The organism is Ralstonia sp. 25C, assembly GCF_051904805.1.
In the GTDB taxonomy this organism is placed as follows: domain Bacteria; phylum Pseudomonadota; class Gammaproteobacteria; order Burkholderiales; family Burkholderiaceae; genus Ralstonia.
This window is the reverse complement of record NZ_CP196738.1, coordinates 98524-118035: the sequence shown is the minus strand read 5'-3', so window position 1 is coordinate 118035 and position 19512 is coordinate 98524. Positions and strand designations below refer to the sequence as shown.

Annotated in this window: 19 protein-coding genes; 11 read left to right on the top strand and 8 right to left on the bottom strand. The window is 62.9% G+C overall.

The features are described 5' to 3' along the window. Positions 1–7 precede the first annotated feature (7 nt). The 7 genes from ACS7SF_RS19090 (at position 8) to ACS7SF_RS19060 (ending at position 3630) form a co-directional block, all read left to right on the top strand. Positions 8–595: a hypothetical protein gene (locus tag ACS7SF_RS19090; protein WP_439893721.1), complete on the top strand. Its 588-nt coding sequence runs from the start codon at positions 8–10 to the stop codon at positions 593–595. A 117-nt stretch (positions 596–712) separates the two neighbouring features. Beyond that, positions 713–1189, top strand: a complete 477-nt coding sequence (locus ACS7SF_RS19085; protein WP_439893720.1) for a hypothetical protein — start codon at positions 713–715, stop codon at positions 1187–1189. A 61-nt stretch (positions 1190–1250) separates the two neighbouring features. Then, entirely contained in the window at positions 1251–1640 is a 390-nt protein-coding gene (locus ACS7SF_RS19080; protein ID WP_439893719.1) for a hypothetical protein, read from the top strand. Next, on the top strand, positions 1637–2185 hold the full coding sequence (locus ACS7SF_RS19075; protein WP_439893718.1) for a DUF4303 domain-containing protein: 549 nt from the start codon (positions 1637–1639) through the stop codon (positions 2183–2185). The genes ACS7SF_RS19080 and ACS7SF_RS19075 overlap by 4 nt, the downstream gene beginning before the upstream one ends. Positions 2186–2249: 64 nt before the next feature. Next, positions 2250–2660 carry a hypothetical protein gene (locus ACS7SF_RS19070; RefSeq protein ID WP_439893717.1) on the top strand — a complete coding sequence of 137 codons (411 nt, stop codon included), beginning with the start codon at positions 2250–2252 and terminating at the stop codon, positions 2658–2660. A 39-nt stretch (positions 2661–2699) separates the two neighbouring features. Further along, positions 2700–3125, top strand: coding sequence for a tetratricopeptide repeat protein (locus ACS7SF_RS19065; protein WP_439893716.1), 426 nt, complete (start codon positions 2700–2702; stop codon positions 3123–3125). A gap of 19 nt (positions 3126–3144) precedes the next feature. After that, positions 3145–3630: an Imm26 family immunity protein gene (locus tag ACS7SF_RS19060; RefSeq protein ID WP_439893715.1), complete on the top strand. Its 486-nt coding sequence runs from the start codon at positions 3145–3147 to the stop codon at positions 3628–3630. A 106-nt stretch (positions 3631–3736) separates the two neighbouring features. On the opposite strand, the gene ACS7SF_RS19055 is transcribed toward ACS7SF_RS19060, so the two are convergent. From ACS7SF_RS19055 to ACS7SF_RS19040, 4 genes are all read right to left on the bottom strand, one after another. After that, positions 3737–5263 carry an efflux transporter outer membrane subunit gene (locus ACS7SF_RS19055; protein WP_439893714.1) on the bottom strand — a complete coding sequence of 509 codons (1527 nt, stop codon included), beginning with the start codon at positions 5261–5263 and terminating at the stop codon, positions 3737–3739. 25 nt (positions 5264–5288) lie between these two features. Further along, positions 5289–8495, bottom strand: a complete 3207-nt coding sequence (locus tag ACS7SF_RS19050; RefSeq protein WP_439893713.1) for an efflux RND transporter permease subunit — start codon at positions 8493–8495, stop codon at positions 5289–5291. Positions 8496–8524: 29 nt separating this feature from the next. Continuing rightward, the gene (locus tag ACS7SF_RS19045; RefSeq protein WP_439893712.1) at positions 8525–9835 is read right to left on the bottom strand and encodes an efflux RND transporter periplasmic adaptor subunit; all 1311 of its coding nucleotides are present in this window, start codon (positions 9833–9835) and stop codon (positions 8525–8527) included. Between the two features lie 127 nt (positions 9836–9962). Further along, the gene (locus ACS7SF_RS19040; protein WP_439893711.1) at positions 9963–11033 is read right to left on the bottom strand and encodes an alpha/beta hydrolase; all 1071 of its coding nucleotides are present in this window, start codon (positions 11031–11033) and stop codon (positions 9963–9965) included. Positions 11034–11346: 313 nt separating this feature from the next. Between ACS7SF_RS19040 and ACS7SF_RS19035 the strand changes: the two genes are divergently transcribed. From ACS7SF_RS19035 to ACS7SF_RS19025, 3 genes are all read left to right on the top strand, one after another. Next, the gene (locus ACS7SF_RS19035) at positions 11347–12291 is read left to right on the top strand and encodes a LysR substrate-binding domain-containing protein (RefSeq protein ID WP_439893710.1); all 945 of its coding nucleotides are present in this window, start codon (positions 11347–11349) and stop codon (positions 12289–12291) included. A 96-nt stretch (positions 12292–12387) separates the two neighbouring features. Then, entirely contained in the window at positions 12388–12645 is a 258-nt protein-coding gene (locus tag ACS7SF_RS19030) for a hypothetical protein (RefSeq protein ID WP_439893709.1), read from the top strand. A gap of 268 nt (positions 12646–12913) precedes the next feature. Then, positions 12914–13705 carry a Mut7-C RNAse domain-containing protein gene (locus ACS7SF_RS19025; protein WP_439893708.1) on the top strand — a complete coding sequence of 264 codons (792 nt, stop codon included), beginning with the start codon at positions 12914–12916 and terminating at the stop codon, positions 13703–13705. Here ACS7SF_RS19025 and otsA read toward each other — a convergent pair whose 3' ends face one another. The 4 genes from otsA to ACS7SF_RS19005 all read right to left on the bottom strand — a co-directional run bounded on the left by otsA (position 13706) and on the right by ACS7SF_RS19005 (position 18519). Beyond that, complete coding sequence (gene otsA / locus ACS7SF_RS19020) at positions 13706–15109, bottom strand: alpha,alpha-trehalose-phosphate synthase (UDP-forming) (protein ID WP_439893707.1); 1404 nt, start codon at positions 15107–15109, stop codon at positions 13706–13708. Continuing rightward, positions 15106–15906: a trehalose-phosphatase gene (gene otsB / locus ACS7SF_RS19015; protein ID WP_439893706.1), complete on the bottom strand. Its 801-nt coding sequence runs from the start codon at positions 15904–15906 to the stop codon at positions 15106–15108. Before otsB ends, otsA begins: the two co-directional genes overlap by 4 nt. A 183-nt stretch (positions 15907–16089) precedes the next feature. Beyond that, positions 16090–18126, bottom strand: coding sequence for an FAD-dependent oxidoreductase (locus ACS7SF_RS19010; RefSeq protein WP_439893705.1), 2037 nt, complete (start codon positions 18124–18126; stop codon positions 16090–16092). Between the two features lie 102 nt (positions 18127–18228). Beyond that, complete coding sequence (locus ACS7SF_RS19005; RefSeq protein WP_439894496.1) at positions 18229–18519, bottom strand: hypothetical protein; 291 nt, start codon at positions 18517–18519, stop codon at positions 18229–18231. Between ACS7SF_RS19005 and ACS7SF_RS19000 the strand changes: the two genes are divergently transcribed. Continuing rightward, entirely contained in the window at positions 18491–19492 is a 1002-nt protein-coding gene (locus ACS7SF_RS19000; protein ID WP_439893704.1) for a tyrosine-type recombinase/integrase, read from the top strand. The genes ACS7SF_RS19005 and ACS7SF_RS19000 overlap by 29 nt on opposite strands. Positions 19493–19512 lie beyond the last annotated feature (20 nt).

The window sequence follows — 19512 nt, the reverse complement described above, 5'->3', positions numbered from 1 at the left end:
AATGAATATGAGAGACAAGATTGTTCGCAATGAAGTGATTCGGCTGGCTGAGGATTTGGTCACCGTGCTCGGGCCAAATCTGGAATTGAATGATTGTACGGTCGAATCATTTGCTGACAATAGAGGTGTGGTCATTGCTGGTGTTGTAATGAGCGGCGGGGTTTTTGATCAGCGGGTTAGGCTCGAGAATTTTCATTTTGAAAAAATAGTACTAAAAAATGTAAGATTCAAAGGTGAGTATGTTGGGTGCGATTTTGGTGATTGGGACGACGTACAGGTGCCTCGGATTTCTAGCTGCGATTTTTCCGCGGCCATACTGCACGAGTGCAGGTTCTTGAATTGCGATATGGCGCACATGGTCACGCCAAAGTGGCCCTGTTTTCGATTGATCAATCCTGCTGACGCCAGGGATTTTGTGAAGTCGAAATCCTGGCCAAAAGGCATAGGATTGATGTTGGATATTTACACCGATACAGACCCCGAGTGTGTTGCGTTGGCGGTCAACGCTGAGGCGATGTCTGAAGACAGCAAGATGCCGTTGGATCAACTGCGTGTGATGCTCGAGGAGATTCCGGGGATTGAGATTGAAGATTGAGTATTGATACGTGAGCGGTCCGGCATGATGAGTACGAAATGACGTTCATTCTACTAGCCCTGCTACCCAGAATTCGGGGTGCATTCCTTGGTCTGCTTGAATAGGCAATAACGTTACATGTCGGGCATGATTGATTTCGACGCCGATATCGTTTCTGGGGTATCGATCGGCGGTATCAGGTTGGGGGAGAGCATCTCTAGTTATTTGACGGAGATGCATTCTTTCCATCGTACTTCGATGGCGGAGTACAAGCTTCCTGATGGATCATCGCGGTTTGCCTATACGGTAGATGAGGTCTTGACGGTAGCCACGCTTTCGGATGGAGGCATATTCTCCGTTGGGTGCAATAGCCGGTATAGAGGGCGTTACAACGCGTCCTTGCGCCCAGGGCAGACGATGGCAGAGGTGCTTAAGCTTACGCAGCGGCAAAGAATATTCAATGGCAACATCATTGTGAATGAAGACTTTGGGTTTTCATTTATGTTGCCTGCGCCATATGACGAAGTTGCTGACTGTATTGGCGATGTCCCAGCCGGCTTGGTTCTCGAAGACGTTTATGTTTCAGATTTTTCCACGTGGAATTCAGGTCGCTGAGCCGTGCGTCGCGAGGCATTAAGTTGTGAACTTGCACAGGTCTAGCCATGTTGGCGAATTGATGCGAGTCGCAGGGGAAATGTCCATAGCGGCACGCCTCCTATCGAAAGATGAAGGCTGTGCCTACATTGCATCAGTATTCAGCAAGTTCAATCCGTGGAAGAGGGAGGGGCATGTTTCGATCGGAGATGATGTCAAGAAACTACGGACAGAGGATTGTGAGTTCTCTTTTTCGCGATCGATGCGGGGTGGTCCCGCTTTTATATTCTTCGAGCAAAATCAAGTCAATCGATGTGACGTCGTTGTGGTAGAGGATGCAAGAAATATATCCTTGCTGATGAAAAATGGTCATGGCATGGAGTACTTCATATCAGACAACGCCCTTAATTACCTGATCGCTGTTAATTGGTATGTAATCGAGTATGTCGGCGATGTGGAGTTGTCGGTGTGAGCGGGCTATCGGATGTGGTTGGGAATTTCGATGAGTTGTGTGCGAAGATCGAGCTGGCTGCGTCCCAGGCCTTCTCATTAGTTAGGGAGAAGTACCCGGGCCGAGGTTTCTGTGGCTACGCGCTATATTCGGACCTGGATGCGGTGACGGTTGCACCGTCGGTGAATTCAGTCGGTCATCTACAAAAGATGATCAGCGACGATCCTGACGATGCCGTTTATTACCGCTGGAGCCCGGACGAATGGGATCATGAATTTGAAGGCGCAGATTTCTTCAAAGACATCTCGGCATCGCTCCGTAACGAAGTCAAAAAGATGGATTCAGAGGACAAGCGCGAAGCATTCAGGCGCAGTGTCTATGAGTGCTGTGTCGCAGCACTTGAATCCCTGAAATCGAAAGGCTTCTTCTCTGATATGAATGATGCTGATGTCCTCGTCTTCACCATATCAGATGCTGAGAATGCGCTGGAAAGCGATTGGATTGCCCGCTTGAATCGGCCTGATCTCGCGAAAGAGTTTAGGGATTGGATTGTCTCGCTGAGGTGATTGCGGCAGAGCAGGTCCGATATGAAGGGCCGGTTGTGGGAGGCGCAGCCATACTGAGCGCGAAATGACATTTTCTCTACTCGCCCTGCTACCCGAGCAATGGCCTGCAATGTCCAACGAATCGTTGGCAAATGCGTTGCGAGAGTACTTCGCAAACCAAGAGAATTTTTCCCTGAAATTTGAGCGGCTGCCGTTCGCCAAGACCGATACGCTTGCCTTGCGCTGGGGCGGCTGGTTGATGCGCGTTGCCTATGAAGAGGGCAGCCGTATTCAGGACGAATCCGCCCAGATTCAGGAGATTCTCGGTGACCGATCTCCGTGTGAACTGTCTACCATTGACCGCCGGGTGCGCGTGGTTTTTGGGGACGACGATGATCGCGAGCATACGAATCAGATCATCGACGTGATGCAGTTTCTGCAGGATATTCCGGGCAGCATCGTTTTCGATCCGCAGCAGAACGATTTGATGCAGTAAGGGCAGTGCTTTCGACGTCGCCCCCTCCACGCCGTGCGCATGTCCGAGCTTCCAGACCTCATCCACCAGCAAATCACCGCCCTCTGCAGCCAGGGCGACGAGTTTGCAGAACAAGGCGACCTCGAGGCCGCCAAACAGCAATACATCGCTGCACTACGCTTGCTGCCCGACAACCCGCTCGACTGGGAAGCGGCCACGTGGATATACGTCGCCATTGGCGACGTTCACTTCCGCACGGGCAATTTCGACAAGGCGTTCAAGTGCTTCTACAACGCTGTGCAGTGTCCCAAGGGGTTGGGCAATCCGTACATTCACCTTCGCCTCGGCCAGCTCTATTACGAGCAGGGCAACTTCGACAAGGCGACCGATGAACTGACCCGGGCCTACATGGGTGGCGGCTTGGACATCTTTCTCGAAGACGACCCTAAGTATCTGGAATTCCTGGAAACCAAGATCAAGCTCTGAGTCGTTTCGACAAAGAAGGATGGCGCTGATCAAAATTCATGGCTGGGACAAGAAGCCTCGAACCGCATTCCGCGGGATCAAGGTGGGAGACATCTTCCTGCTGTTGATTGACGGCGGGTCATATGCCGCAGGCAGGGTCCTGTCCAAGGTCGATATCGGGCATGGGGTGGAACTCTTTGATCTCTTGCTACCGCGGCCAGAGATTTCCGCGTCGGAGATCGCGTCAGCGCAGCGGGCGGGCATGCCAGTTTTTGTCGATTCGTACGGATTGTTCGACCGAAAGATCGAAGGGGATTGGCGCATCGTCGGCCACGACGGTGGTTTCGTCCCGCAGGCGGAAAACGCGTACTTCGCCTACGGGGCTGGGCAATATTGGAAGGTCGATATCTTTGGCTCCGAGGTGGAAGTCTCTCAAAGAGAAGCGGAGAAACTCCCTCCTTATAGCCCGCAAGGGGATTTGAAGGTGAAGCAGTGGCTTGTCTCGAGGCTCAAGCAACGCGGATAGCCATCGAGCGGCATATGCTTGTTACCCAGCCGTTGTCTCGGCGAAAAAAAGCGCGGCCGAAGCCGCGCAGAGTCTCGCTTTCCGAGAGAGAGAAGAGACAACGCTTTTACTGCTGAGCCACCGTCGCCTGAGCAGGCGGCAAATCACCCCACCCACCGCCCAGCGCCTTGACCAACCCCACCGTCGCATTCACACGGGCACCGGCGAGCTGCACGCCGATGCGCTCGGCCGACAGCATGTTGCGCTCCGCATCAATCACATCCAGGTAGTTGACCGACCCGGCGTTGTAGCGCGTGCGCGAGAGCTGCGCCGCACGCGACGACGCACGAACCGCATCGTCCTGAGCCTTGGACTGATCGGCCAGCAAGCGCAGGTCTGACAAGTTGTCTTCCACCTCGCGGAAGGCGACGAGCACGCTTTCGCGGTAGTTGGCGACGTTCTCTTCGTACGCGGCACGGGCCTGCTTCACGCCGGCACTGCGGGCGCCACCGTCAAAGATCGGCAGCGACAGCGCGGTGCCAACCAGCGGCCCGAGAATCCACGTACGGCTGCCCCACTTGAGCAGATCGCCGATGTCGTGCGACTCGTAGCCGAAGCCGCCCGTGAGCTGCAGCTGCGGGAAGAACGCCGCCCGCGCTACACCGATGCGAGCGTTGGCTGCAGCCATCGACCGCTCGGCCGCCGCCACGTCTGGGCGGCGTTCCAGCAGGGCGGAGGGCAGGCCCGCTGGCACACGCACGTCGAGCGTGGTGAGCGGCTGTGCATCCATGTTGAAATCGGCGGGCGCCTTGCCCAGCAGCGTGGCCAGCGCATGTTCCAGCACGGCGCGACGACGTTGCACGCCGATGCGGTCGGAGCGCGCGGTCGCCAGCTCGGTATCGGCACGGGCGACGTCCAACTCGCCGATGTCACCGGTGTTGAAGCGGCGCTGCACGAGCTTGAGGGCCTCTTCACGGCCGACCAGCGTGCGGGCGAGCAACGCCTCTTCCGCGTCGAGCGTGCGCAGGCTGAAGTACGTCTGCGCCACGTCGGCTTGCAAGGAGAGGCGTGCGGCGCGGTAGAGCGCTTCCACACGTTCGGCGTCGGCATCGGCGGCGCTCACGCTGTTGCGTACGCGGCCGAACAGATCGGCTTCATACGCCACGGTGGCTTGTGCACGCCAGTACGTCTGCGGCTGCACGGGCGCACCCACCGGCAAACCTGCCGATGCCGCCGAAGCCCGCTGGCGTGTCGGGCCGAAGCCCGCATCCAGTTCCGGGAACAGCGATGCACGGTTGGCCTGCACGAAGGCACGTGCCTGGTTCACGCGTGCGGCGGCGGCCGCCAGCGTGGGGCTGGCCTCAGCGGCTTGCGCTTCGAGCTTGTCGAGCGTCGGGTCGTTGAAGATCTTCCACCATGCGCCATCGGCGGGCATCGAGGGCTCGGCGGTCTTCCACTTGCCTTGTTCGCCAGCGGCCAACTGCGTATCTGCCGGCGCTGCAGCCTCCTTGAAGGCATTAGGCGTGCCGACGTCCGGCCTCTCATAGGTCGGGGCCAGCGAGCAGGCCGCGAGGAACAGCGCGGCGGCCAGCGCCAGCGGAGTCCAGCGGCCGGGTCGCACGGCCTGACTTGGTTGTTGTTTGAACGCGTTCATAGCGATGTCTTGATTAGTGTTGACCTTAGTGCTGACCCGACGGCACAGGCAGCGCGCCATCCAGGTCCAGATCACGATCCGGTGCATCTTCCGAGCGCTGGCCACGGCGGGCTGCCAGCGTGCGCAGCAGCACGTAGAACACCGGCGTGAGGAACAGGCCGAACAGCGTCACACCCAGCATCCCCGCGAACACGGCCACGCCCATGGCATGACGCATTTCCGCGCCGGCGCCGGTCGACACCACCAGGGGCACCACGCCCATGATGAAAGCGATCGACGTCATCAGGATCGGGCGCAGACGCAGGCGGCAAGCCTCGATGGCGGCTTCCACGATGGAGCGTCCTTGCAGCTCGAGCTCGCGCGCAAACTCCACGATCAGGATCGCGTTCTTGCACGCCAGCCCCACCAGCACCACCAGACCGATCTGCGTGAAGATGTTGTTGTCTCCATGCGAGACCCACACACCCAGCATGGCGGCAAACAGGCTCATCGGCACGATCAGGATCACGGCCAGCGGCAGCGTCAGGCTTTCGTATTGCGCAGCCAGCACCAGGAACACCAGCAGCACGCAGATCGGGAAGATCCACACGGCGGAGTTGCCGGCCAGGATTTGCTGATACGTCAAGTCCGTCCACTCGAAGCGCACGCCCTTGGGCAGCGTTTCATGCGCAATGCGTTCCACAGCCGCTTGTGCCTGGCCCGATGAGAAGCCCGGCGCCGGACCACCGTTGATGTCGGCAGCGGTGTAGCCGTTGTAGCGCACCACCATGTCCGGCCCGAAGCCTTGCGACACACGCAGCAGAGACGACAGCGGCACCATGTCACCCGCGGTGTTGCGCGTCTTCAGCTGCAGGATGTCTTCAGCATGGGCACGGAACGGCGCGTCTGCCTGCACCTTCACCTGATACGTGCGGCCGAAGCGGTTGAAGTCGTTCACGTACAGCGAGCCCAGGTACACCTGCATGGTGTCGAACACATCCGTGACCGGTACGCCCAGCTGCTTGGCCTTCACGCGGTCCAGGTCGGCATTCAACTGCGGCACGTTGATCTGGTAGCTCGAGAACGACGGGCCCAGTTCCGGCGTCTGGCGTGCCTTCGCCATGAACGCTTGCGTAGCGGCAAAGAGCTGTTCATAGCCGACCGAACCACGGTCTTCGATCTGCATCTTGAAGCCACCCACCGTGCCGAGACCCTGCACCGGCGGCGGCGGGAACACGGCGATGAATGCGTCCTTGATCGCGCCGTACTGCTGGTTCAACTGGCCCGCAATCGCACCGCCCGACAGGTCGGCGCTCTTGCGCTGGTCAAACGGCTTGAGCGTCACGAACACAATGCCGGCGCTCGGGCTGTTGGTGAAGCCGTTGATTGACAGACCCGGGAACGCCACGGCGCTTTCCACGCCGGGGTGCTTCAAGGCGATGTCCGACATGCGGCGGATCACGTCTTCCGTGCGGTCCAGCGAGGCGCCGTCCGGCAGTTGCGCGAAGCTCACCAGGTACTGCTTGTCCTGCATCGGCACGAAGCCGCCCGGCACCTTGTTGAACAGCAGCGCGGTCAGACCAATCAGCGCGAGGTAGATGCCCAGCATCACCGCCTTGCGACCAATCACGCGCGAGGTGCTGCGGCCATACGATTCCGATGCGGCACCGAATACACGGTTGAATGGGCGGAAGATCCAGCCCAAGCCCTTGTCCATCACGCGCGCCAGCCAATCCTTCGGCGCGTCATGGCTCTTGAGCAGCAGCGCAGCCAATGCCGGCGACAGCGTCAGCGAGTTGAACGCCGAGATGACCGTCGAGATCGAGATCGTCAGCGCGAACTGCTTGTAGAACTGACCGGTCAGGCCTGTCATGAAGGCCAGCGGCACGAACACGGCAATCAGTGTCAGCGCAATGGCGATGATCGGGCCGCTCACCTCGCGCATGGCCTTGTAGGTGGCCTCGCGTGGCGATAACCCTTCGGCGATGTTCCGCTCGACGTTTTCCACCACCACGATGGCATCGTCCACCACAATCCCGATCGCCAGCACCAGCCCGAACAATGACAGCGCGTTGATCGAGAAGCCGAACATCAGCATCAGCCCGAACGTACCGATGATGGACACCGGCACCGCCAGCAGCGGAATGATCGATGCACGCCACGTCTGCAGGAACAGGATCACCACGAGCACCACAAGCGCCACCGCTTCCAGCAGCGTGTGCGTGACGGCTTCGATACTCGATCGGACGAACTGCGTCGGGTCATAGACGATGCGGTAGTCGACGCCTTCGGGAAAGTCTTCCTTCAGCTCGGCCATCGTCTTGCGCACGTCATCCGAAATCTGCAGCGCGTTCGAACCTGGCGCCTGGAAGATCGGAATGGCCACGGCCTGCTTGTTGTCCAGCAGCGAGCGCAGACCGTATTCCGATGCGGCCAGCTCGATGCGGGCCACGTCACGCAGATACGTCACCGCACCGTTGGGCGAGCTCTTGAGGATGATGTCGCCAAACTCTTGCTCGGTCTTCAGCCGGCCTTGTGCGTTGACGGACAGTTGCAGATCCGTGCCCGGCACCGACGGCGAACCGCCGATCACACCAGCCGCCACCTGCACGTTCTGGTCACGGATGGCACGCACGACTTCGTTGGCGGTCAGGCCACGCTCGGCCACCTTGTTCGGGTCCAGCCACACGCGCATCGAGTAGTCGCCCGAGCCGAACAATTGCACCTGGCCGACGCCGCTGATGCGCGCGAGGCGATCCTTGACGTTGAGCACCGCGTAGTTGCGCAGGTACGTCATGTCATAGCGGTCGTTCGGCGACAGCAAGTGCACCACCATCGTCAGGTCGGGGCTGCTCTTGATGGTGGTCACGCCCAGGCGCTGCACCACGTCGGGCAGGCGCGGCAGCGCTTGCGACACGCGGTTCTGCACGAGCTGCTGTGCCTTGTCCGGGTCGGTGCCCAGCTTGAAGGTGACCGTCGTGGTCATGTTGCCGTCGCTGTTGGCTTGCGACTGCATGTACAGCATGTTTTCGACGCCGTTGATCTGCTCTTCGAGCGGCGAGGCGACGGTCTCGGCAATCACCTTGGGGTTGGCGCCCGGGAACTGCGCGCGCACCACCACGGAAGGCGGCACGACCTCGGGGTATTCCGAGATCGGCAATCGCCAGATCGAGATGATCCCGATCAGCAGGATCAGCGTGGAGAGCACGCCCGCAAAGATGGGGCGGTCCACGAAAAATTTAGAGAAGTTCATGGCTGTGAGCGATGAGGTTCAGTCGCAAATCAAGCACGGTCGGCCGGCAGGCGTTGCGTGGTAGCGGCGGTCTTGGCGTTGGCAGGCTTGGCTTCGGCCTTTGCGGCGGGGGCGGCAGGGGTGTCGGCCTTGGCCTCGGCGGGCGTGGCGGGTGCTTCAGGCTGCGTGCCCGGCAGCACCACGCGCTTGGTGACCAAGCTATCCATGGTCACAGCGTTGGGTGCCACGGCATCGCCCGGGCGCACGCGCTGGATGCCGTTGACGACGATGCGGTCGCCGGCCTTCAGGCCCGACTTCACGACCCGCAGGCCGTCGATGGAGGCACCCAGCACAACCGGGCGATAGCTCGTCTTGTTGGCCGCATCCACCACCAGGACGAACTTCTTGTCCTGGTCCGTACCGATGGCCTTGTCGCTGATGAGGATGGCGTCATGCGGCGCGCCGGTGCTCATGCGCACGCGGGCGTACAGGCCCGGCGTGAGGCGGCCGTCGGCGTTGTCCAGCGTGGCGCGCACGCGGATGGTGCCCGAGCGCACGTCCAGCCGGTTGTCGACGGACTGGATGGCGCCTTCGCGCGTGTAGCCGTCTTCATTGGCCAGGCCGATGTAGACCGGCGTCTTCGTGCCCTGGGCCGCCTTGGCGGAGTAGCGCAGATAGCTTTGCTCGTCCGCATCGAATGCCACGTACATCGGTGACACCGACACCAGCGTCGTCAGCACCGGCGAGGCGCCGCCGGCAGAGACCACGTTGCCCACGGTGATCTCCGCGCGCGACACGCGGCCCGAAACCGGCGCCACGATACGCGTGTACTCCAGGTTCAGCTTGGCGGCATCCAGAGCAGCAGCGGCGCCTTGCAGGTTGGCTTGCGCCTCGCGGGCGGCGTTTTCCTTCTCTTCAAATTCGCGGCGGGCGATGGCGTTGTCGGCCACCAGCTTCTGTGCGCGATCCAGTTCCGACGTGGTGTAGGCCACGCGCGACTTGGCGGCCGTCAGCGCGGCTTGCGTGCGGGCCACTTCGGCGGCATACGGGCGCGGGTCGATGGTGAACAGCGGGTCGCCCTTCTTGACGATGCTTCCGTCCTTGAAGTGGACCGCCGTGACGGTGCCGCTCACCAGCGGGCGGACTTCCACGCGTTCCACGGCTTCGATGCGGCCGGAAAATTCGTCCCATTCCGCCACGTTCTTGGCGAGGACGGGGGCTACGTCAACTGGCGTGGCGGCGGGGGCGCCTGCTGGCTGCTGTGAGGCGCCGGCGGTGGAAACAAGGCCGTAGGTGCCGATGGCGGCGACGCCAAGCACTGCGGCAGCCGAAATGGCGATGGTGCGTTTGGACAGGCTCATGATGTCTCTCTCGATTCGTTGGGATAGGCAAAGAGAAAAAGGACTCGGTAAAACCGTTCGGAACACATGTGGGCCGCAGCGTAGAAACACGCGCGCGGCCTCGCACTCCGTTTCTTGTTATGTGGGTTCAGCCAGGCGTCTCCCCGGTTGGGTCAATGGAGGTTGGGTCTTTGCGATCCGCACGTGCGCGGCGCTTGCGAGGCGTCGCCGCCTGGCGCGTCATACCCAGATGCCAGCGCAGGAAGCACGTCATCTCGTCTTGCGCGACGGCGCTCATGGCAATCGACTCATGGCAGGCCTCGTGCACGCGCACGACGTGCGTGGCCACGCCCGCCTCAATGAGGGCGGTGGCGTAGCGCTCGGCTTCGGTGCGCAGCAGGTCTTGCGGCGCCGTCAGCAGCAGGGCGGGGGGCAGGCCCTGCAGGCGGCGCGATTCCACCGGCGCGGCATACGGATGCACGCGCTCGGTCGGGCGGGGCAGGTACTGGCGATAGCAATCGGCGCAGACTTCGGCCGAGTTGGTGGCATTGGCCAGATGATCGGGGCGCACGCGCGCCATGGTCGGGTCGAGCATCGGGGCAATCAGTACCTGCGCGCGCAGGTGCGGGCCGCCACGGTCGCGGGCGATCATCGTCAGCGCGGCCGAAAGGTTGCCACCCGCGTCATGCCCGGCCACCGCCATGCGGCGCTTGTCGATACCCCAGGCGGTGGCGTGCTCGGCCATGCAGCACAGTGCGGCGTACACATCTTCCGGCGCGGCCGGAAAGGGCGCGGCGGGCGCGAGCGAATAGCCCACCGTCACCGCCACCGCCGGCAGCGTGGCGGCTAGATGGCGAGCCGGTGCTTCCGCATCGTCGATGGAGCCGTTGACGAAGCCGCCGCCATGCAGATACAGCACGGCAGGGTGACGCAGCGGCGCGGCAGCGTCGTCGGCGTGCATTTCCGGGCGGAAAACGCGCAGGCGGATGCGGCCGGCATAGCCCTGCGTCCAATAGTCCTCGGCGTGCACCTCGCGCGGCAGCGCGGGACTGGGAGCTTGCTCAGGCAGCGGGCATGTTGCGCTGCGCAAATGGGGATTGGCCGCGACATTTGTTACGTCGGCGGTGCTGTGCGATTGCGCTGGCCGAACACCGGCCGCGGCCGCATTTCCCGTATGCGTGCGTTCCGAAACAACCAAGCGCGGTGGAGAAGAACCCATGATGTCAGGCGGGGCTTACCTTTGCGGATAACCCGAATCTCAATGGGCTGAATGATGGTGATTAGACGAACGCGGATAAATGCCTATAATCAGACATCACTATTAGTTGCAGCCGAACAATCAAAATTTACGGTTGTGCTACAAAGTGTTCCTTGCTCGAGGCCGATCTTGTTGCACTGCGAAAACCCGTAGTCGCTGCCCTCCTGATCGAGCCAACCGGGTGCACCCCTTCAGATTCCACGCTCGTTGCACATTGCCGTTTTGATGTCGGCAGTGTGTATGGTCCGTGGAGTCCGACCCTCAGGAGCCGCAGATGGATCGCTTGCAGGCCATGCAGGTTTTCACGCGTGTTGTGGAAGCCAGTAGCTTTACCAAGGCTGCCGACAGCCTTCAATTACCTCGCGCCACGGTCACGAACCTGGTGCAGAGCCTCGAGGCGCATCTCGGCGTGCGCCTGCTGCACCGGACCACCCGCCGCGTCAACGTCACCGCCGACGGCGCTGCGTATTACGAGCGCTGCGTGCGGCTGCTCGGCGATCTGGAAGAAACCGAGGCCGCGTTCTCGCAGAGCGCAACGGGTGCACGCGGCACGCTGCGCATCGACGTGCCTGCCTCCATTGGCAAACGGTTGCTGGTGCCGCGCATCCGCAGTTTTCATGAGGCGTACCCCGATCTTCAGCTCGAGATCGGCATGAGCGATCGCCCGGTCGATCTGGTGCAAGAGGGCGTGGATTGCGCCGTGCGCGGCGGCGAGTTGCAGGATTCCACCCTCGTCGCGCGGCGCATCGGACAGTTGCCGATGGTCAATTGCGCCTCGCCGGAATACCTGGCGCAGCACGGCACGCCCAACACGCTGGAGGATCTGCAGGACCACGTGGCGGTGAACTACTTCTCTGCCCGCAATGGCCGCCGCATGGATTGGGATTTCGTGATCGACGGGCAGAAGCAGATCCACAAGGTACGCAGCATGGTGTCCGTCAACGACGCGGAATCGGCGGTGGCGTGCGGGCTGCACGGCCTGGGGCTCCTGCAGACGTCGCGCTTTCTGGTGTACGAGCACCTGATGTCGGGCGCGCTGGTAGAAGTGCTGCCTGATTACACCTCCGAGCCGATCCCGGTATCGGTGGTGTACCCGCATAACCGGCACCTGTCGCCCAAGGTGCGGGTGTTTGTGGACTGGGTGGCGACGCTGTTTGCCGATCACCCGTGCCTGCAGCTGAAGGAAAATCCGCGGCTCCAGATTGTTAGCGCCGCCTGAACAGTTATTTCTTCAAAGTCGCATTTATTAGACGGGAGCAACGATCTATTCTGCCCTCCAAGCGCATTAACGAGCGCAAACGAATCAGGAATGATCATGAACTCCCGTCTCTTCTCCACCGTCTCCCGCCGCACCGTCCTGGCCCTGGTGGCCTCCATTTCGGCCTCTGCAGCCCTGCTCTCGCAACCGGCAGCCGCTACAGTTCAACCCAATTTCGATGCACCGGCCGCCACGCAGTCGGGCCGCTTTGATCCGTACACGCAGCGCGCAGATCGCCTGGCCGACACCTACGGATACCTCTCCTGGAATGGCGATGCGAGCTACCCGAACGGTGGTTCGGCTTCGCGCGCATAAGCCGCCCCCTTATTTCTCCTCCCCTCCGTTGTCTTTGCGGCGTGACTGAATCGGTCACGCCGTTTTTATTGGAAGCGAGAGCCGCACGCGGAGGTCTGCACGCCCGGCCCAACGATCCAATCGCCGAGCAAAAAGGTCCGAGCGCCGAGCTCAAAGGCTCAAACGTCGCGCAGAAAGCGCTTAGGACCGGCAAGGGTTGTTGGCCGATGGCCTGTGCCTCCGCACGACACGACAGCACCTATGGAGGGTTCGGAGTATCGTGGCAAGCATGCAAACCGTTCTCCTCACGTTTGACGCCCAGTTGACCCCGCTTCTGCCGCACGCCTTGCGCGGTCGCCCGGTCGTGCGGGCGTGGGCAGAGGGCGCCACACTCAAGCACGCGATCGAGGCGCTTGGCGTGCCACATACCGAGGTGGGGCAGGTACTGGTGGACGGCCATGGCCACACGTTGGAAGCGGCCTTGCCGGCACGCGGCCATGTGGATGTCTTCAGTGTGGTGCCCGCCTTGCCGGCCACACCGCTGCACTTTCTTTGCGATGCCCATCTGGGCGCCACCGCGCGCCTGCTGCGCATGGCCGGTTTCGACACCACGTACGACAACAATTACGCCGATGCCGCCATCGAGGCGCTGGCCTTGGCCGAAGACTGGATCGTCCTCTCGCGGGACCGTGAGCTGCTCAAACGGCGCGGCATTCGCCGTGGGGCGTTCATCCGCACACAGCAGCCGCAAGCGCAGATGCGCGAGATCGTGGCGCGCTTTCGGCTGGGCGATGTGGCGCGGCCATTCTCGCGCTGCCTGGAGTGCAACGCGCCGCTGCGCATGTTGAGCGTGGAAGAAGCTGCGGCCAGCGTGCCGCCGCGCGTGCGGGAGCGGCAGCACATGTTCAGTACCTGCGATGTCTGCCGACGCGTGTACTGGCCGGGTTCGCATTGGTCGCGCATGCGATCGGTGCTGGACGACATGCTCGCCGCGGACGTCGACGCAGGTGCCGCAGAAGGTGCCGGCGAAAGCGGCGATGCCGACGAGGGCATCCTGCGCAGCGGCAGTGGCGGCGCCTGACTACCGCGCCGGGGTGTTACGCAGGTCTTCGATAAAACGCTCCCGCCAGACGGTGAGATTCGCCACACGCAGGCGATCCATCATGTGGGCGTAGCGCGCCTTGCGTTCTTCCAGCGGCATCGTCAGCGCGCGGTTCAATGCCTCGGCCATGCCGCGCGTGTCGTACGGGTTCACGATGAGCGCGGCATCCAGCTCACGCGCCGCGCCGGCAAAGCGCGAGAGCACCAGCACGCCGGGGTCCTCCGGGTCTTGCGCGGCCACGTATTCCTTGGCGACGAGGTTCATGCCGTCGCGCAGCGGCGTCACATAGCCGATCTGCGAGCTGCGGAACAGTGCCATCAGCACGCGTCGTTCGTATTGCTTGTTGATGTAGCGGATGGGCGCCCAGTCCAACTCGGAGTGCTTGCCGTTGATGCGACCCGATTCCGCCTCCAGCCGCTGGCGGATCTGCTGGTAGCTCTGCACGTCCTGGCGCGAGGTCGGCGCGATCTGGATGAAGGTCACGTGCCGGCGGTGCTCCGGAAAATCGTCGAGCAATTGCTCGATGGCGCGGAAGCGTTCCGGCAGACCCTTGGAGTAGTCCAACCGGTCCACGCTCATGATGAGCTTGGGTTGGCCGCCGGGCTCCGCGCGCAGGCCGGCGTGGCGCGCAAATGGATTGCGCCGTGCCAGCGATGACACAGCCTGCTGCGCAATCTCGTCCGGATGCACACCGATGGGGTAGACCTCGGCACGCAGCGTGTGGCCATAAGCATGGACGGGCCCGTTCTGCTCTTTCTGCTCGATATAGCCCCGCGCCTCGCGCTCGATGTAGTCGTAGAAGGCCACGCGGTCGGTTTCGGTCTGAAAGCCGACCAGGTCATACGCGCACAGCGCGCGCATCAGGTCTTCATGCGGCGGAATGGTCGTCAGGATTTCCGGCGAAGGAAACGGTATGTGCAGGAAGAACCCGATGCGGTTGGTGAGGCCCAGCGCGCGGCACTCCGCCGCAAACGGGATCAGGTGGTAGTCGTGCACCCACAGGATGTCGTCGGGCTGCACCAGCGCCTTGAGCTGATGGGCGAACTGCGCATTGACCCGCCGATAGCCGTGATACTCCTGCCGCTGATACCGCGACAAGTCCACCCGGTAATGGAAGATCGGCCACAGCGTGGCGTTGGCAAAGCCACGGTAGTAGTGGTCGTAATCCTTGCGGTTCAGGCCCACCGTGGCGTACGTGATATTGCCCTTGCTGACGATATGCGGTTCATGCGAAACCGTGGGCGCAGTCTCGCCGCTCCAGCCGAACCAGACGCCGCCGGTCTCGCGCAGCGCGTCGAACACGCCCACCGCCAAGCCGCCGGCCGTGCCCTGGCCTTCGGTCACAGGCGCCACGCGGTTGGAGACAACGATGAGCCGGCTCATTGGGCACGCTCCGCTGCACCCGCAACAAGCCCACCCAACCATGCGCGCAACGCCGCCGGGTCTGGCACGCGCCAGCGCGCCTGGCTCGGCCCCGGGCCCACCTTGATGGACCACCCACCCAGCGCATTGATGGCGTAGAAGGCGCTCTCGTCTGTCAGGTCATCCCCCGCAAACAGCACCTGGCGGCCCATGAAGGGCGGCTCCGTCATCAGCGTGTGCACCACGTCGCCCTTGCTTGCGCCGCGCGGCTTGAGCTCGACGACCATCTTGCCGGCCTGCAACCGAACGTGGTCGGCATGGCGCCGCGCGATGCGGTCTGCCAGCGCAAGCACTGCGCTTTCGGCATCCGGGGCGTGGCGGTAATGCAGCGCGAACGCGATGTCTTTGTTCTCGAGCACTACGCCAGGAAATTCCGCGACCAACTGCGTGAACTCGGTATGCAGTTCGCGTGCAAGCTCGGCCAGCGCATCGGGGTTGGTGTCGAGCCGGACGAAGCGGCCATCGGCGTAGCGCCGTTCGGCGCCGTGCACACCGGCAATCACCAGCCCGGGCAGCGCGAGTTGTGTTTCGACGTCGTGCACCGTGCGCCCGCTGATGATGGCCAGCGCACCGCCGCTGGCGGCATGCAGGCCGGCGAGCATCTCGCGCAGCGGCGCAGACACGTGGACAGCGTCGGGTTGCGGCGCGATGTCGACGAGCGTGCCGTCAAAGTCGAGCAGGAATGCCGTTCGGTTGAGATCGAGCGGGGGTAGGGGCGCCGCGCTGGCGGAAGACTGGGGTGCAGCGTGTTTGGTCAAACCGGTTCATGGGGATGTGCGTGATGCGTCGTTTCACGCAAGAACCGGGCCGGCCCCCCCGCGTCTTGTCAGCGCCTTGTCGTTTCGCCATTCGCGGCTGGGCTGAGGGCGGGCAGGGCTTGTAAAAACGGGCGCGGGGTGCAATTCCTTCACACCGCGCGCGCCGTGGGCGTCACAGCAATCTCAAAGCGATGCGGCCAGACGCGTGCCTTGGTCGATGGCGCGTTTGGCATCAAGCTCGCGTGCCTCGTCTGCGCCACCAATGACGTGCACCTTGGCGCCGCCCGCCTGCAGCGGCTCGACCAGTTCGCGCAGTGGCTCCTGGCCGGCACAGAGCACGATGGAATCGACGGGCAGCCATTCGGCGTCTTCGCGCTTGTCGCCGTAGCTCACCAGCAGGCCTTCGTCGCCGATGCGTTCATAGTTGACGCCGCCCACCATGCGCACGCCCATGTTTTTCAAGCTGGTGCGATGGATCCAGCCGGTGGTCTTGCCAAGGCCGGCGCCCAGCTTGCCGGCGCGACGCTGCAGCAGCACGATCTCGCGTGCGGGCGCCTCGGGTTGCGGGCGAATGCCATCCACACCGCCGCGCACCTGCGTTGGGTCACCCACGCCCCATTCGGTGCGCCAGGTTTGCAAGTCCAGTGTGGGCGAGTGGCCATCAAGCGCGAGGAACTCCGCCACGTCGAAACCGATACCGCCCGCACCGACAATCACCACGCGCTTGCCCACCGGCTTGCGATGGCGCAGCACGTCGATGTACGACAGCACGCTCGGATGCTCCTGCCCCGGAATCTTCGGGTTGCGCGGCAACACGCCCGTCGCGACGATGATCTCGTCGTACTGGCCTGCCAGCAGTTGCTGCGCATCTACGCGTGTGCCAAGGCGCAGTGTCACGCCCGTCGCCTCCACCCGTCGCGTGAAGTAACGCAGCATCTCGTGAAACTCTTCCTTGCCCGGAATCGTCTTGGCCATATTCAACTGGCCGCCGAGTTCCGGTGCGGCGTCGTACAGGTCCACCGCATGCCCGCGCTCCGCCAGCGTGATGGCCGCTGACAAGCCCGCTGGCCCTGCACCCACCACCGCAAAGCGTCGCTTCACAGGGGTGGGGCGAATGACAAGCTCCGTCTCATGGCACGCACGCGGGTTGACGAGGCAACTCGCAACCTTGGCCTTGAAGGCGTGGTCCAGACACGCCTGATTGCAGGCGATGCAGGTGTTGATGTCCTGCGCGCGGTTCGTGGCCGCCTTGCGCACGAAATCCGCGTCGGCCAGTAGCGGACGCGCCATCGAGACCATATCGGCACAGCCATCGACCAGCACGCTTTCCGCGACCTCGGGCGTGTTGATGCGGTTGGACGTGACCAGCGGAATGCCGACCTCGCCCTTCATCTGTTTCGTCACCCACGCAAAGGCCGCGCGCGGCACGCTCGTCGCAATGGTCGGGATGCGCGCCTCGTGCCAGCCGATGCCGGTGTTGATGATGGTGGCGCCTGCGCGTTCCACGGCCTTGGCGAGCTGCACGACTTCTTCCCACGAGCTGCCGTCCGGGATCAGATCGATCATCGACAGGCGATAGATGAGGATGAAGTCTTTGCCGACCGCCTCGCGCGTGCGCTGGACGATCTCGATGGGCAGGCGCATGCGGTTGGCATAGCTGCCGCCCCAGTCGTCGGTGCGCTTGTTGGTGTGGGTGACGAGGAACTGGTTGATGAAGTAACCCTCGGAACCCATGATCTCCACGCCGTCGTAGCCGGCTTCGCGGGCCAGTTGGGCGCAGCGGACGAAGGCGCGGATCTGGCGCTCGATACCGCGCGCCGACAACTCGCGCGGTGTGAATGGGCTGATGGGGGAGCGCAATGCCGATGGCGCCACCGCAAACGGGTGATAGCCGTAGCGGCCGGTATGCAGAATCTGCAGCGCGATCTTGCCGCCTTCCTCGTGCACGGCGTGGGTGACGGCGCGGTGGCGACGTGCCGCGCCATGCGTAGCCAGGCGGCCGGCAAACGGCTTGGTCCACCCGGCGATGTTGGGCGCAAAACCGCCGGTCACCATCAGACCAACATCCCCACGCGCACGCTCGGCAAAGTAGGCGGCCAGGCGATCGAAGTGATTGCCGTCTTCCAGCCCGGTATGCATCGAGCCCATCAGCACGCGGTTCTTGAGCGTGGTGAAGCCGAGGTCGAGGGGGCTAAGCAGGTGAGGGTAGGGGGAGGGCATATCCGGCGCATCACGTGATGTGGAAACGCGCCGGACGGTAGCACCCAAGCGCCCGTTGGAACAACAGGGCAGGGTTCTAGATATGGGGTGCGCGTCAGGGTGTCAGGACTTTTGCGAGTCGTCTTCGGCGGGCTTGCCGAGTAGCGCCTTCAGCAGTTTGTTGTTCTTGGGGATGGCCTTGCCGCTGCCCTGGCCGGGCTTGCCGGCGCGCTGGCTGTCGCGCTTGAGGTTGTTGGCGATCTTTAGGCCCTTGAGTTTTTCGAGGTCGGTTTTCTTCACGATGGGGTCGGATAGTGGCGTGTTACGCTCGGCAGGATACGCGAATTGCCAAATGCCCGGCCATCCCTCGCCCCGTTTTTCCTGCATGCCGCCCGTTTTTACGCCGCCCGCCACGCCTGTCCCCGACTTGTTTCAGCCCAGCCTGCAAGACTGGGCAGAGCAGCCTGCGCAAGCCTTTGAACACTGGCTGGCGGCGCGCGGTTACCGCGAGTCATCCGCGACGGTGTACCGCGCGATGTGGCGTAAATGGCTGCGCTGGGCCGAGTCGCGCCAGCGCGCGCTGGCCGATTGGAGCGCGGGCGACATCGCCGCCTTCCTTGATGAATCGGGCCTGACCAAGCTGCACCGCTATCGCTATGCCCGGCTGATCGAGCGTGTTTTCCACCAGATCGAGCAGTTGCGCACGGGCACGCACAACCCCGCCAGCTCGGTCGTGCAGCAAAAATTGGCGGAAGGGGAGAACGACCCGACCACGTTTCTTTCCGTCGCCGAGCGGGAGGCCATTGAGGCGTCGTTGGAGGTTGGCGCTGGCAGGAATGAAGCAGCCGCCAATGCCAGTGCCTTCAAGCTGGCACGTGACCGGGCCCTGGTGGCGGTGTGCCATGGCGCGGGGTTGAAGGTGGCGCAGGTGCAGTCGCTGTTGCTGCGCCAGGTGGGGGATGCGCAGGAGACCATCACGGTGGAGCCCGCGCGCGGCCCGGCGTATCAGGCGCCGCTGCTAGAGGCGGCGCGCCCTGCGCTGGCGGCGTGGTTGGCGGTGCGTCGGCATGCCGAGGTGCAAGGCGAGCGGGTGTTCGTGGCCGACGCTGGCGGGCGGGTCATGCATGCGGCTTCCATCTATCGGCGGGTGGAGGCGTGGCTTGCGGCGCTTCCGGCATTGACGCACCGCAGCGAACGGCTCTCGCCGCAGACGCTGCGCAACGGCTACGCGGCCGCGTTGTTCGATGCCGGTGCCGCCCCCGCTGAAGTGGGGTACGCGCTGGGCCTGCGTGACCAGACCTCGGCCTGGCGTTTGCGTGCTGCTTATGCTGACTGGCAAGCCGCTGCTCACCCGGACGGCCGGGTGGACCTCCGATCGGGCGATTGATCGGGCCGCCCATCGGGCAA

Excerpts from the sequence above, each read along its gene's own strand:
- ACS7SF_RS19050 (WP_439893713.1), bottom strand. The coding sequence starts at position 8,495 with ATGAACTTCTCTAAATTTTTCGTGGACCGCCCCATCTTTGCGGGCGTG.
- ACS7SF_RS19090 (WP_439893721.1), top strand. The coding sequence starts at position 8 with ATGAGAGACAAGATTGTTCGCAATGAAGTGATTCGGCTGGCTGAGGAT.
- ACS7SF_RS19060 (WP_439893715.1), top strand. The coding sequence starts at position 3,145 with ATGGCGCTGATCAAAATTCATGGCTGGGACAAGAAGCCTCGAACCGCA.
- ACS7SF_RS19045 (WP_439893712.1), bottom strand. The coding sequence starts at position 9,835 with ATGAGCCTGTCCAAACGCACCATCGCCATTTCGGCTGCCGCAGTGCTT.
- ACS7SF_RS19035 (WP_439893710.1), top strand. The coding sequence starts at position 11,347 with ATGGATCGCTTGCAGGCCATGCAGGTTTTCACGCGTGTTGTGGAAGCC.
- ACS7SF_RS19000 (WP_439893704.1), top strand. The coding sequence starts at position 18,491 with ATGCCGCCCGTTTTTACGCCGCCCGCCACGCCTGTCCCCGACTTGTTT.
- otsA (WP_439893707.1), bottom strand. The coding sequence starts at position 15,109 with ATGAGCCGGCTCATCGTTGTCTCCAACCGCGTGGCGCCTGTGACCGAA.
- ACS7SF_RS19080 (WP_439893719.1), top strand. The coding sequence starts at position 1,251 with ATGCGAGTCGCAGGGGAAATGTCCATAGCGGCACGCCTCCTATCGAAA.
- ACS7SF_RS19030 (WP_439893709.1), top strand. The coding sequence starts at position 12,388 with ATGAACTCCCGTCTCTTCTCCACCGTCTCCCGCCGCACCGTCCTGGCC.
- ACS7SF_RS19010 (WP_439893705.1), bottom strand. The coding sequence starts at position 18,126 with ATGCCCTCCCCCTACCCTCACCTGCTTAGCCCCCTCGACCTCGGCTTC.
- ACS7SF_RS19025 (WP_439893708.1), top strand. The coding sequence starts at position 12,914 with ATGCAAACCGTTCTCCTCACGTTTGACGCCCAGTTGACCCCGCTTCTG.
- ACS7SF_RS19070 (WP_439893717.1), top strand. The coding sequence starts at position 2,250 with ATGACATTTTCTCTACTCGCCCTGCTACCCGAGCAATGGCCTGCAATG.
- ACS7SF_RS19055 (WP_439893714.1), bottom strand. The coding sequence starts at position 5,263 with ATGAACGCGTTCAAACAACAACCAAGTCAGGCCGTGCGACCCGGCCGC.
- ACS7SF_RS19085 (WP_439893720.1), top strand. The coding sequence starts at position 713 with ATGTCGGGCATGATTGATTTCGACGCCGATATCGTTTCTGGGGTATCG.
- ACS7SF_RS19065 (WP_439893716.1), top strand. The coding sequence starts at position 2,700 with ATGTCCGAGCTTCCAGACCTCATCCACCAGCAAATCACCGCCCTCTGC.
- ACS7SF_RS19040 (WP_439893711.1), bottom strand. The coding sequence starts at position 11,033 with ATGGGTTCTTCTCCACCGCGCTTGGTTGTTTCGGAACGCACGCATACG.